The 12,674-nt window shown below is 69.9% G+C and carries 10 protein-coding genes; 7 read left to right on the top strand and 3 right to left on the bottom strand.

Annotated features, from left to right (window positions below):
• The first annotated feature begins 60 nt into the window (after positions 1–60).
• Both K8V84_RS10075 and K8V84_RS10070 read left to right on the top strand, forming a co-directional pair.
• The gene (locus K8V84_RS10075; protein ID WP_304073458.1) at positions 61–372 is read left to right on the top strand and encodes a DUF6401 family natural product biosynthesis protein; all 312 of its coding nucleotides are present in this window, start codon (positions 61–63) and stop codon (positions 370–372) included.
• 263 nt (positions 373–635) lie between these two features.
• Positions 636–878 carry a hypothetical protein gene (locus K8V84_RS10070; RefSeq protein ID WP_304073457.1) on the top strand — a complete coding sequence of 81 codons (243 nt, stop codon included), beginning with the start codon at positions 636–638 and terminating at the stop codon, positions 876–878.
• 163 nt (positions 879–1,041) lie between these two features.
• Here K8V84_RS10070 and K8V84_RS10065 read toward each other — a convergent pair whose 3' ends face one another.
• From K8V84_RS10065 to K8V84_RS10055, 3 genes are all read right to left on the bottom strand, one after another.
• A complete protein-coding gene (locus K8V84_RS10065; protein WP_304073454.1) occupies positions 1,042–1,833 on the bottom strand; it encodes a hypothetical protein in 792 nt (263 codons plus the stop codon).
• 385 nt (positions 1,834–2,218) lie between these two features.
• Complete coding sequence (locus K8V84_RS10060; RefSeq protein WP_304073451.1) at positions 2,219–2,854, bottom strand: helix-turn-helix domain-containing protein; 636 nt, start codon at positions 2,852–2,854, stop codon at positions 2,219–2,221.
• Between the two features lie 288 nt (positions 2,855–3,142).
• Positions 3,143–3,367: a hypothetical protein gene (locus tag K8V84_RS10055; protein ID WP_304073449.1), complete on the bottom strand. Its 225-nt coding sequence runs from the start codon at positions 3,365–3,367 to the stop codon at positions 3,143–3,145.
• Positions 3,368–3,646: 279 nt separating this feature from the next.
• On the opposite strand from K8V84_RS10055, the gene moeZ reads away from it, so the two are divergent.
• From moeZ to K8V84_RS10030, 5 genes are all read left to right on the top strand, one after another.
• Positions 3,647–4,810, top strand: a complete 1,164-nt coding sequence (gene moeZ, locus K8V84_RS10050; protein ID WP_304073446.1) for an adenylyltransferase/sulfurtransferase MoeZ — start codon at positions 3,647–3,649, stop codon at positions 4,808–4,810.
• Positions 4,811–4,965: 155 nt separating this feature from the next.
• Positions 4,966–5,352 (top strand): SPW repeat protein, encoded by a 387-nt coding sequence (locus K8V84_RS10045; RefSeq protein WP_304073443.1) that lies wholly within the window; start codon positions 4,966–4,968, stop codon positions 5,350–5,352.
• Positions 5,353–5,455: 103 nt separating this feature from the next.
• Positions 5,456–5,788, top strand: coding sequence for an MGMT family protein (locus tag K8V84_RS10040; protein WP_304073440.1), 333 nt, complete (start codon positions 5,456–5,458; stop codon positions 5,786–5,788).
• 86 nt (positions 5,789–5,874) lie between these two features.
• Positions 5,875–9,072: an ATP-dependent DNA helicase gene (locus K8V84_RS10035; RefSeq protein WP_304073460.1), complete on the top strand. Its 3,198-nt coding sequence runs from the start codon at positions 5,875–5,877 to the stop codon at positions 9,070–9,072.
• On the top strand, positions 9,065–12,640 hold the full coding sequence (locus tag K8V84_RS10030; protein ID WP_304073437.1) for a UvrD-helicase domain-containing protein: 3,576 nt from the start codon (positions 9,065–9,067) through the stop codon (positions 12,638–12,640). Before K8V84_RS10035 ends, K8V84_RS10030 begins: the two co-directional genes overlap by 8 nt.
• The last annotated feature ends 34 nt before the right edge of the window (positions 12,641–12,674 follow it).

Raw genomic sequence — 12,674 nt, 5'->3', positions numbered from 1 at the left:
GGGGAGCACATATAGTCGAGGAGGTTTCCCGTCTCCTGACCACCGCGAGTAGGTACTTCCATGCCCCGTGGGACCTCCGTGCGCCACCCGCTGGCCGGACTCACCCTTGACTTTCACCGCCTCGGCCCCCTCCAGGGCCCGCTCGAGCCCTGGATGTGCGCTGAGCTGGATCAGCATGCCGCACAGGTGTGCGAAGGCATTGTCTCCGGAGGTGTCGAACTCAATGCCGGCACTCTCGGAACGTACCTTCACGGCTTCCTCGACGGTTGCCTCGAACGCGGCTGGGACTCCGAAGACGCCGGCTACGACTGGGAGACTCTCCGAATTCTCGCTATCTGCCGCTTGGCCAAGGAGCGCGGTTTCGTCCGCTAGGTTGGTCCTATCGCAGGCGGTGTGATCTTCGACGCGAGCTTCTCGCGGCAGTCACCCTTGCCGGTTCCCCGGCGAAATGCCGAGACCGGGCGTAGGCTGAAACGTGACGGTGGCCCCAAGGGACCGTTCATGACCGGCGCGTCCAACCAGGAACCAGAGCCCTGCGGAATGCAACGTGGGATCTGCGGTGTCAAGGGTCCGGTGGCGGGCTCCGGCACCGTGACTGGCGGAGCGGCCTGAACGGTCGCGAGAAAGGAATGCGAATGAGGAGCGGTCGACATGGGGCGGCGCGCCCACCCGTCGGCGTCCTGATCCAGCAGGATCGCGTCGACTTCGCGCTTTTCGTACTGATCTTCGTCGTCTCGCTCGTGTCGATGGTATTCACGGGGCCCGGAAGCATCGTCTTCTGGCTGGCTTTCCTCCCGATGATCGCGACCGTCGTTCTGGGTTTCCGACGTATCGAGCACCTCTCCCGGCTGGAGCTGAACGACTCCGAATTCATGTGAGCCGAGCCGTCGAATGACCGAGACGGCGACGACCACCACCGCGGGGGAGCACCACCGCGACAAACGACGAGGGCGAGGCCGCACGGGCCCCGCCCTCTTTCATGTCCTCCAGAGTTCTCCTCGGGCCCACGGTCCGTCCGACGGACCGTGCGCGGCCTCGCGGTTACGGGGTGGACTCGCCGCTCTTGCCGCGCTGCCCGGGCAGGCTCGTGGCCTCCTCCTTGGTCTCGGTCGCCGTGGAACCGGGACGGCTCATCGCCGCATCCCGTCCGGCCTTGTAGCTGCTCTCCTCGCTCAGCCGGCCGGTCTCGCGCTCGGCGACGTCCAGCCAGCGCGCCCAGCGCGCCTGCATCGGCTGGATGAGGCCGCCACCGACACCGACGACGAGGATGCCGCCGACGGTCGCCAGCACCGCGATCAGCACCGGCATGGTGACGGCGACGGCCACGCCCATCTGGTTCAGCGCGGCGATCACACCAAGGGCCAGGATGGCCACGGCGGCGATGTTGGCGAGCAGGCCACCGTAGGACAGTCCGCCCAGGGCGTTACTGATGACGTCCTTGACCGCCTTGGCGATCATGCCGGCCACCACGACGATGACCAGCGCGACGATGCCATGCGGAATCCACGCGATCACGTCGTTGAGGAGCGTGCTGACCGGGTTCGATCCGAAGACGTTGAACGCGAGCGTCAGCACGAACAGCAGTCCGACGTAGTAGATGATCTTTCCGCACAGCTCGCTTCCGGTCCAACGGCTGCGCTCGAAGTACTGACCCACACCGCCACGGTGCAAGGCCCGGTCCAGCCCGACGCTGTGGAGGCCCTTGGCGACCCCCCTGCCCACGAACCAGGCGATGATCCAGCCCAGAACGAGGATCACCAGGAATCCCAGCAGCAGCGGTACGAAACTCACTACGGCCGCCAAGGCGTCCATCAGACCCTGACCGATGTCCATACGTCTTCACCCCCGAATCGCTGGTACCGCTCGACCAACCGGTGGCCGGTGCCGAGCGGATACGGCGAAGAGAAGCGCGGTACTTCTCAGTTCCGCGATACCCGACGACGGGAGATCGAATCTTTTGACGGCGATTCCCCGTGGTGATTGCCCGGGCTTTACGGAGAGTTTGTGAAATCCTGAAGGAATTGGTTTTCTGCGGCCAGAAAATACCCGGTGCCGGTGCTATGCAAGCGCCATTTCGGCGCCGATCCGGGATCAATCCGAAGAATGAGGGCGGGGCGGAAGGGAGTGTCCGACTAGGGGCCGGACCGAAAAGCCCCCGGACACTCGAAGCATCCGGGGGCGAATCCCGCGGCCGTGGGCCGTGGTCGGGTCGTTCTCGTCAGTCGTCCTCATCGGAACGGGTCAGGTCCCAGCCGCTGATCCCACGCCAGGCCAACCTGGCCACCAGCTGTTCGGCGGCGTCCTGCGGCACCGAACCGTGGTTGTTCAGCCAGTACCTGGCGCTGGTCTCGGCCATGCCGACCAGGGCGATGCTCAGCAGGTGCGCCTCCTCGTCGGAGATGCTCGTGTCCTGCCGGATCACCTCACCGATCAGTTCGGCGCAGCGCTGGAACGTGTGCTCGCTCTTCTCCCGTACCGCGGGGAGGTTGCGCAGGTCGGACTCGAAGACCAGCCGGAAGGCCTCACCGTCCCCCGCCACGAAGTCGAAGTAGGCCTGGAAGCTCGCCGTGACCCGTTGCCGGTTGTCATGGGTGCTCTCCAGCGCCTCGCGCTGCTTCTCGACCAGTACCTCGGAGTGTTCCTCCAAAAGGGCCAGGTAGAGCTCCAGCTTCCCCGGGAAGTGCTGGTACAGAACGGGTTTGCTGACACCCGCGCGGTCCGCGATCTCGTCCATCGCCGCCGCGTGGTACCCACGGGCGACGAAAACCTCCTGGGCTGCGGCCAGGAGTTGACGTCGGCGCCTGACCCGGGGCAAGCGGGTGCCCCGGGCGCGTGCGTCTGAAGGAGCTGTCACACCCACACCCTCCGAACTCGGCATGGCAGATGCACGCCATTCACTCGACATCTGCGTGGCTGATACCTGCGGGCGCGGCCTCGGCTCCGTGTCGCGCCCCGCGGCTTTTCACTCATCTTACTCCCGCGTAAGTTGAGTGTGGGCGGCGTGCGGTGAACTTTCACCGATGCATGACGGGCCGAAAAACCGACATCGCAGGTGAGAAGGGCATCGAACGAGCGCCCGATACATGAGACGAAGGGCCCGAAGCTCATGCGGTGGCGGCCACCGCGATCACGGCAAGAGACCTCAACGGCGTTCGTCCTCGTCCTCTCCGGCGTCGATCGACTGGTCGATCACGTCCGCCTCGTTCGCCTCGATGAAGGCGTCCTGAGAGGTGTCCTCGAAACGGCGACCCTCCTCGTCCGGACCCGCGGAGGTGCGTTGCTCGGCCGCGTCGGCCTCGGGAACGCTCGCACCCGGGTCCTCGGCCTCCGGCGTCCGTCCGGTGTCTCTCTGATCGGAAGATGCCACAGGGTCCTCCCAACGTCGTCGACGGTACCGGCGACACTACCCGCCGCCACCAAGATCGCAGGGGTACCGCGCGGAATGAACCGATGGGTCCGGGTGGTTGGGGGTGGTCAGGACGTCCCGCGGGGCGACGAGCGCCACTCGTCCCCAGGGTGGGAATGGAAAACCCCACCCGTTAGGTTGGGTATAAGTGAAAGCCGCTTCGCGCACCGCCCCTCCCGCCGTGGTCCCCTCGGTGCGGGTGTGGGTGCGAGGCAACCCGAACAGACATGAGGAGTCACCGTGTCGCTGCCGCCGCTGGTCGAACCGGCTGCCGAGCTGACCGTGGACGAGGTGCGCCGTTACTCGCGTCACCTGATCATCCCGGACGTGGGGATGGACGGTCAGAAGCGCCTGAAGAACGCCAAGGTCCTCGTCGTCGGCGCGGGCGGCCTGGGCTCCCCGGCCCTGCTGTACCTCGCCGCCGCAGGGGTGGGAACGCTCGGCATCATCGACTTCGACGTGGTCGACGAGTCCAACCTCCAGCGCCAGATCATCCACGGGCAGAGCGACATCGGCCGGCCCAAGGCCGAGTCGGCCCGGGACAGCGTCAAGGAGGTGAACCCCGGGGTCGAGGTCATCCTGCACCAGGAACGTCTGGAGTCGGACAACGCGCTGGACATCCTCGCCGGTTACGACCTGATCCTGGACGGCACCGACAACTTCGCCACCCGGTACCTGGTCAACGACGCCGCCGTCATCCTGAACAAGCCCTACGTGTGGGGTTCGATCTACCGCTTCGACGGTCAGGTCAGCGTCTTCTGGAACGAGTACGGGCCGCACTACCGCGACCTCTACCCCGAGCCGCCGCCGCCCGGAATGGTCCCCTCCTGCGCGGAGGGCGGTGTCCTGGGTGTGCTGTGCGCCTCCATCGGCTCGGTCATGGTCAACGAGGCCATCAAGCTGATCACCGGCATCGGTGAGCCGCTCGTGGGCCGTCTGCTCATCTTCGACGCCCTCGAGATGACCTGGCGCGAGGTCAAGGTCCGCAAGGACCCCGAGACCGAGCCGGTCACCGAGCTCATCGACTACGAGGCGTTCTGCGGTGCGGTGTCCGAGGAGGCCACCGAGGCCGCCGTGGACTCCACCATCACCGCGCCGGAGCTCAAGGAGCTTCTCGACAACAAGCCCGACGAGATCTTCCTCGTGGACGTGCGCGAGAAGAACGAGTACGAGATCGTCAGCATCCCGGGCGCGACGCTCATCCCCAAGGGCGAGTTCCTCAACGGCAAGGCCTTCGAGCGACTGCCCCAGGACAAGCGCGTGGTCCTGCACTGCAAGTCCGGTGTGCGTTCGGCCGAGGCGCTGGCCGCGGTCAAGGCCGCCGGTTTCGGCGACGCCGTGCACGTCGGCGGCGGTGTCCTGGCCTGGGTCAACCAGGTCGACCCGAGCCTGCCCGCCTACTAGGTCCGGGTTCCAGGGTTCGTCTTCGGGCGGTGCGGGGTGTCTTCCCGCGCCGCCCGCACTCGTTTCCCGGGAGGGACGGCCGAGGAACGGGTACAGGTCCCACACGGGTCGCGCGTCGACCAACGGCGCGCACCCCGCTGCTGGGAGGTGGCGCTATGCGTGTGAAGGGACGCTGGGCGGACTGGGGGGCGATCGCCCTCGGTCTGGTGGTCGGGCTGAGCTGGATCGCCCACGGGATGTACGGGTTCTCCGGAGGGCTGTTCTTCATCCTGGGGCTGGGGGTGATCCTCGCCGCGACGATGTCGTTGACCCGCCCCGGCGCGTTGACGACCGAGATGGGCGTGATCGCAGGCGGGGTGTTGTTGTTCGCCCTGCCGTGGCTGCTCGGGTTCACCCACATCCCCGGGGCCGCACTGACCGCGTGGATCGGTGGGGGAGCCATCCTGATCCTGGGTGTCTACGGGCTGACCAAGGCCAGGGCCGCGCGCAGGCGCGATCCCGAACTCGCCTGGGGCGCCCACGACAACAGGGTTCCGGAGTAGCCGAATCGGCCGACCCTCAGGGTTCGGAAGCCGCTCCCCTCCGTGGGGGCGGCTTCGTGCGGTACGGGCACGGGTGTCGGTGACGGTGGCTAGGCTCACGTCCATGACCGAAGCGTTGCCCGAAGACGGTGAACCCGACGAGTACACCGAGGACGTCCTGTCGGTGGTGGAACGGATCCCCACGGGTCTGGTGATGAGCTACGGCGACATCGCCGAGTACGTGGGCCGGGGCGGGCCTCGTCAGGTGGGGGCGGTCATGTCCCGGTGGGGCGGGGGAGTGCCCTGGTGGCGGGTGGTGCGCGCGGACGGACGACCGGCCTCGGGGCACGAGGTGCGAGCTCTGTCCCACTACGCCGGGGAGGGCACCCCGATGCGCCCCGGAAGCGACCGGGTGGACATGGCGAAGGCCCGTTGGGACGGGCGGACCAGGGGCTGAGGACGTACCCGACTCTTCCCGAGCCGTCCGGGATGGTCGTTCACCTCTGGTGAACTGGAGGCGTGAACACATCCCCGTACCGTCTCGTGCGGCGCGCCCATGAGGCGTCGCCGCCGCCGGTGCTGGACGAGAACCAGCAGAGGGTGGTCGACCACCCCGGTGGTCCCCTCCTGGTACTCGCGGGTCCGGGGACCGGCAAGACCACCACCATCGTCGAGGCCGTCGTCGAGCGCATCGACGACCGCGGCGTCGATCCCTCACGGATCCTGGTGCTCACCTTCAGCCGCAAGGCCGCCCAGGAACTGCGTGAACGCATCACCGGACGGCTGCGCCGCACCACTCGCGAGCCCCTGGCGCTCACCTTCCACAGTTACGCCTACTCACTGATCCGCCGCGAGTTCCAACGCATGGGCGACCTCGCGCCTCGGCTCCTGTCCGGGCCCGAACAGCTCATGGAGGTCCGTGAACTCCTGCGGTGGGAACTCGCCGATGGCGGAAAGGAGTGGCCGGAACGGCTCCGACCCGCCCTGGAGACGCGCGGCTTCGCCGAGGAGCTGCGCGACTTCCTGATGCGTGCCCAGGAACGTGGGCTGGGGCCCGAGGCGCTGACGGCGATGGCCGCCGACCGCGACCGCGACGACTGGGCCTCGGCCGCCGGGTTCCTGTCCCGCATGAACGGCCGTTTCGACATCGCCCCCGTGCCCACGCTCAACTACGCCGAGCTGGTGCGCGTCGCCGCGAACATGCTCTCCGACCCCGAGGTGCAGGAGCGGGAACGTTCCGCCCACGAGGTGGTCTTCGTCGACGAGTACCAGGACACCGACCCGGCCCAGGAGGAGCTGTTGCGTGCTCTGGCCGGGGACGGAAGGGACCTGATCGCGGTCGGCGACCCGGACCAGTCCATCTACGGGTTCCGCGGCGCCGAGGTGCACAACATTCTGGAGTTCCCGAGCCGCTTCCCCACGTTGCAGCGCGAGGACGCCCCGGTCGTGGCGTTGCGGACCTGCCGCCGCAGTGGGGCGGCCCTGTTGGCGGCCTCTCGCGGGGTGACCCGGCGACTGCCCGCCGTGGCCTCCGCTCGCGGGCAGGTCAACGCCCACCGCGACCTCACCCCCGCCGAGGGGGTCCCCGACGGGGAGGTGCACCTGCTGATGGCGGACAGCGCCACCCAGGAGGCCGCGGTCATCGCCGACACCCTGCGCCGGGCCCACCTGATCGACGGGGTTCCGTGGTCGGACATGGCGGTGCTGGTGCGCTCCTCCAGCCGGCAGCTGCCGGTGCTCCGCCGCGCCCTCACCGCCGCGTCGGTGCCGGTCGTGGTGGGCTCGGACGAACTTCCGGTGGCGGCCGAACCCCTGGTCCGTCCCCTGCTCGGCCTCATCCGGTACGGGCTGAGGCCGGAGGAACTGGACGACGAGGCCGCCCGCGAACTCCTGATGAGCGCCTTCGGCGAGGCCGACTCCGTCCGGCTGCGCCGGCTGGTGCGGGCCCTGCGCAGGCTCGACCTGGATCGGGTCCGGTCCGCCAGGGAGAACGCGACCACCGAGGACGTCACCGAGGACGACGTGATCGAGGGCGAGGAGAGCGGCGACCAGGACACCGGGTACCGATCCTCCGCCAGGCTGCTGGTCGAAGCCCTGCTCGATCCGCGCGAACTCACCCTGGTCGACCCCGAGATCGCCGCGCCCGCCACCCGGGTCGCCAAGGCGCTGCGCACCGTGCGCGACCTGAACGCCAAGGGCGCCGACGCCGAACAGGTCCTGTGGGAACTGTGGCGCGACAGCGGGCTCGCCGACCGGCTGCTGCGGGCCAGCCGGGCCGGAGGCCGCCGCGGTGCAGCCGCCGACCGCGACCTGGACGCCGTGGTCGCCCTGTTCGAGAGCGCCGCCCGCTACTGTGACCGCCTGCCGCCGGGGACCCCCGACGGGTTCCTGGAGGACCTGGCCGCCCAGGAGATCCCCGGCGACAGCCTCGCCGAGCGCGCCCCCGAGGGCGAGGCGGTGCGCATCCTCACCGCGCACCGGTCCAAGGGGCTGGAGTGGGACCTGGTCGTGGTCGCCGGCGCCCAGGAGGGCGAGTGGCCCGACCTGCGGCTCCGCGGTTCCCTCCTCGGTGTGGAGGAACTGGTCGACGCCCAGAGCCACTCGGCGGACTCCTTCGGGGCCGCCCTGGCCTCCAAGCTCTTGGACGAGGAACGTCGGCTCTTCTACGTGGCGCTCACCCGTGCCCGCCGCGCCCTCTACGTCACCTGCGTGGGCGGTGACGACGCCGAGGAGCGTCCCTCACGCTTCCTGGCGGAGATCGGCCTGGGCGACCCCGAACCGATCAGCACCGGGCGGCGATGGCTTTCCCTGCCCGCCCTGGTCGCGGACCTGCGTTCGGTGGTCACCGACCCCAAGGCTCCGGGGCCGCTTCGTCAGGCCTCCGCCGCCCACCTGGCCCGCCTGGCCGAGGAGGGCGTGCGCGGCGCCGACCCCGCCGAGTGGTACGCACTCACCCCCTTCAGCGACGATCGACCCCTCTCCGACCCCGAGGACACCATCCGGGTGTCGCCCTCCCAGGTGGAGAGCTTCACCAACTGTCAGCTGCGCTGGCTGCTGGAACGCGCCGCCGGCGCCTCCTCCGGCGACTCCGCCTCAGCGCTCGGCACCATCGTGCACGCCGTGGCAGTCCTGGTCGCCCAGGGCGGCAGCGCCGAGGAGGTCGGCGAACGCATGGACGAGATCTGGTCCGACCTGGACTTCGGTGGCCCGTGGCAGTCCGACAAACAGCGTGAGCGCGCCGACGAGATGGTCCGCAAGCTCATCGACTGGGAGACCGGCAACGATCGCGACCTGGTGGTCACCGAGGAGGGTTTCAAGGTGGACGTGGGCGGCATCGAGATCACCGGTCGCGTCGACCGACTCGAACGTGATGACCAGGGCCGCGCCGTGGTCGTCGACATCAAGACCGGCGGTACCAAGGCCGACGACCTTTCCCGCCACCCCCAGCTGGGCGTGTACCAGATGGCCGTGCTCAAGGGCGCCTTCGCCAAGCTCGGCCTGACCGAGCCGGGGGGTGCCGCGCTCGTGCAGGTCGGTAAGGCGGCGCTCAGCAAGAAGGCACGCGAACAGGCCCAGCCCCCCCTGGGCGAGGACCCCGACCCCGGGTGGGCGCAGACCCTCGTGCGCGAGGTCGCCACCGGCATGGGCGGGTCCCGGTTCGCGGCCACCCGAAACACCGGTTGCAACTCGTGCGCGGTGCGCGCCTGCTGCCCGGTCCAGGACGAGGGCAGACATGTCTGAACCCACACCCGCCCCCGAGACCCCCGCGCCGAGATTCGGCCCCGCAGAACTCTCCCGCCTCCTCAAGCGACCCGAACCCACCGTCGAACAGGCCCGGGTCATCTCCGCGCCCCTGGAACCGGGCGTGGTGATCGCCGGCGCCGGGTCCGGCAAGAGCGAGACCATGGCCTCCCGGGTGGTCTGGCTGGTCGCCAACGGACACGTGCGCCCCGAACAGGTGCTCGGTCTGACCTTCACCCGCAAGGCCACCGCCGAGCTGGCCGAACGCGTGCGTAAGCGCCTGGAACAGTTGCGCGCCACCGAACTCTTCCCCGAGGAACCGCTGGACGGTGAGCCCACGGTCTCCACCTACAACGCCTACGCGGGGCGGATCGTGGCCGACCACGCGCTGCGAGAGGCGGTCGAGCCCACCTCACGACTGCTCAGCGAGGGTCAGTCCTGGCAGTTGGCGGCCCGGATCGTGGGCGAGTACGACGGCCCCATGGGGCACGTCAACGTCGGAGCGGACACCGTGACCCGCCGGGTCCTGGACCTGTCCGGGCAGATCGCCGACCACCTCACCACCACCGACCAGGTGCGCGGGGTGGGCCGTTGGATCCAGGCGGGCGTGGACGCCATGCGGAGCAGGCCCACCCGACCCACCAAGGAGCTGGTGGACGCCCAACGGCGCCGCGAGGAGCTGCTTCCGCTGGTCGACCGCTACAACGACGCCAAACGTGGTCGCGAGGCGATGGACTTCGGCGACCAGATGGCCCTGGCCGCGCGCATCGCCCTCAACCACCCCGAGGTGGGACTGATCGAACGCGGCCGCTACCGCGTGGTGCTGCTCGACGAGTACCAGGACACCAGCCACGCCCAGTTGGCGCTGCTGCGTGCCCTGTTCGGCGAGGGCCATCCGGTGACCGCGGTCGGCGACCCCTGTCAGTCCATCTACGGCTGGCGGGGCGCGATCGCCGCCAATCTCACCGGCTTTCCCACCGACTTCCCGGTCGCTCCGGGGCGACCGGCCCCGGTGCGGCGTCTGTCGGTGAGCTTCCGGAACGGTCAACGCGTGCTGGACGTGGCCGAACGCGTCTCCGACGAACTGCGCGCCGAGGCCGCCGACGTGCCCGTCCTGTACCCGGGACCCGCCCGCCGTGGCCGAGGCACCGCCATGGCCGCGCTGTTCGCCACCGAGACAGAGGAGGCGGCGTGGATCGCCGACCAGGTGCGCCGCCTGGTCCACGCCACCGCCGACGACCCCGGCGGAGCGGTGTTCGCCCCGGACGGTCGGGCGTGGCCGGAGGGGGAGTCCGGTGGAGCCTCCGACGGTGCCGTCGGCCCCGGCGACATCGCGATCCTGTGCCGCAAACGCTCCCAGTTCCCGCCGCTGCGCGAGGCGCTGGAGGCCCACGACATCCCGGTGGAGGTCGTCGGTCTGGGCGGGCTCATGATGGTGCCCGAGGTCCGCGACATCATCGCCACCCTGCGGGTCGTCCACGACGCTTCCGCGGGCAACGAACTCGCCCGACTGCTCACCGGACCCCGCTGGCGGTTGGGCCCGCGTGACCTGGCGGCCCTGGGTTCCCGCGCCGCCGAACTCGCCCGGCACACCAGGCGTGACCTCACCACCTCCGGCCCCGAGCACGAGGACGAGGCCGACGAGGACCTGCTGCGCCGCACCGTCCTGGACCTGACCGCCGAGAGCGGCAGCCTCGTGGACGCCGTCGACGACCCCGGCCCGGCCGAGAACTACTCGGAGACCGCCTACGAACGTCTGGGCCGACTGGCCGAGGAACTGCGCGGACTGCGCAAGCTCGTCGGCCAGCCCCTGCCCGACCTCATCACCGAGATCGAACGCATGCTCGGGCTGGACATCGAGGTGGGGGCGCGCATCCACCGCGACCCTCTGTCGGCCCGCGCCGACCTCGACGCCTTCGTCGACCACGCCGTGCGCTTCGTCGGCAACACCGAGGACCCCACCCTCGGCGGCTTCCTCGGCTACCTCAACGCCGCAGAGGAGAACGAGAGCGCGCTCAGTCCCGGAGAACGGGTGGGGGGTTCCGACAGCGTCAAGCTCATGACCATGCACGGTGCCAAGGGCCTGGAATGGCCGGTGGTGATCGTGCCCGGGGTCAGCGCCGGCAAGCGCGCGCCGTTGTTCCCCGCCAAGGCCCGCGACTCCCTGGCCTGGGTCAAGGCCGACCACCTGCTGCCGTACCCGTTGCGCGGGGACAGGGCGAGTCTGCCCGCCCTGCGCGGTGTGGAGAAGGAGGACATCGCCGAGTTCAAGGCGGCGGAGGAGGCCCGCCACCTGATGGAGGAACGTCGACTGGCCTACGTCGCGGTCACCCGAGCCTCCTACGCGCTGGTGTGCACCGGCCACTGGTGGGGGCGGACGGGCGGTACTCCGCGCGGGCCGTCGGTGTTCCTGGAGGAGATCCGCGAGGCCTGCGAGAGGGGTGCCGGGTCCGTGGTGACCTGGGCGCCGCCACCCGACCCCGAGGACACCAACCCGCACGACGAGGAGGAGTCCTCGGCGGTGTGGCCGCCGCGGGAGCCGCCCGTGGTGGAGCCGGCCACCGGGACCGGACCCTTCTCGCCGCCCACCGCGGCACCGGAGGTCGGGCCCGACCTCGTCGGTCCCGAACCACGGTTCGAGTACGAACCGGAGTACGACCCCGCATACGACGACGCGCCCGTGGCCGACCACGACCCGGGTTCCGTGCCCGGGCCGGCGCCCGCCCTCGTGACCGAACCCGGTCCCGAGACTCAGGTGGACGGCCGCCGCGAGCAGATCCTGGCCGGAGCCGACCTGGTGGAACAGGCCAGGGCCAAGCTGCGGATCGGAGAGTCCGCGCTACCGAAGAAGACCCCCGACGCGCTGCGCAAACGGCTCCACGGTTGGCAACGCGACACCGAACTGCTGCTCGCCCACCGGGAGCGTGCCGCCACCGGACCGGGGGAGGGGCCGGTCGAGGTGGAACTGCCCGATCACCTGTCGGTCTCCTCCATGGTGTGGCTGGCCAGGGACCCCTCCGCGCTGGCCCGCCAGATCCGGCGGCCGCTGCCCCGGCCGCCGGCCCCTCACACCCGGCGCGGTACCGCCTTCCACTCCTGGCTGGAACAGCGCTTCGGACAGAACGCCACCCTGCTCGACGAACTGCCAGGGGCCGCCGACGAGACCGCGGGAGAGGACGAGGACCTCGCCGAACTCCAGCGGATGTTCGAGGAGAGCGAGTGGGGGCGTCGGGTGCCGATGGAGGTGGAGGTGCCGTTCGAGACGGTCATCGGTGACCGTCTCATCCGCGGTCGCATGGACGCGGTCTTCCACGACCCCGAGACCGGTACCTACGACGTGGTCGACTGGAAGACCGGCCGCCCGCCCGGCAACCAGGCCGAACGGAGGGCCGCGAGCGTTCAGCTCGCCGCGTACCGGTTGGCCTGGGCCGACCTGGTCGGGGCCGAACCCGAAGAGGTGCGGGCCGCCTTCCACTACGTGCGCGCGAACGAGACCGTGCGGCCCGTGGACCTGCTCGACGGCGAGGGGCTGGCCGCGTTGTTCACCCGCCTGCCCGAACCCGACTGAGTCCTTGGGGCCATGGGCAGTGACACGGTCAGCG

It is taken from the genome of Nocardiopsis listeri, assembly GCF_020741345.1.
Taxonomy (GTDB): Bacteria; Actinomycetota; Actinomycetes; order Streptosporangiales; family Streptosporangiaceae; genus Nocardiopsis; species Nocardiopsis listeri_A.
Note: the sequence above shows the minus strand (reverse complement) of the source record. Positions and strands in the feature narration are given on the sequence as shown.

What these genes read in the sequence shown, in the direction of transcription:
- K8V84_RS10065 (WP_304073454.1), bottom strand. Translation starts at nt 1,833, where the DNA reads ATGGACATCGGTCAGGGTCTGATGGACGCCTTGGCGGCCGTAGTGAGT.
- K8V84_RS10075 (WP_304073458.1), top strand. Translation starts at nt 61, where the DNA reads ATGCCCCGTGGGACCTCCGTGCGCCACCCGCTGGCCGGACTCACCCTT.
- K8V84_RS10040 (WP_304073440.1), top strand. Translation starts at nt 5,456, where the DNA reads ATGACCGAAGCGTTGCCCGAAGACGGTGAACCCGACGAGTACACCGAG.
- K8V84_RS10030 (WP_304073437.1), top strand. Translation starts at nt 9,065, where the DNA reads ATGTCTGAACCCACACCCGCCCCCGAGACCCCCGCGCCGAGATTCGGC.
- K8V84_RS10045 (WP_304073443.1), top strand. Translation starts at nt 4,966, where the DNA reads ATGCGTGTGAAGGGACGCTGGGCGGACTGGGGGGCGATCGCCCTCGGT.
- K8V84_RS10070 (WP_304073457.1), top strand. Translation starts at nt 636, where the DNA reads ATGAGGAGCGGTCGACATGGGGCGGCGCGCCCACCCGTCGGCGTCCTG.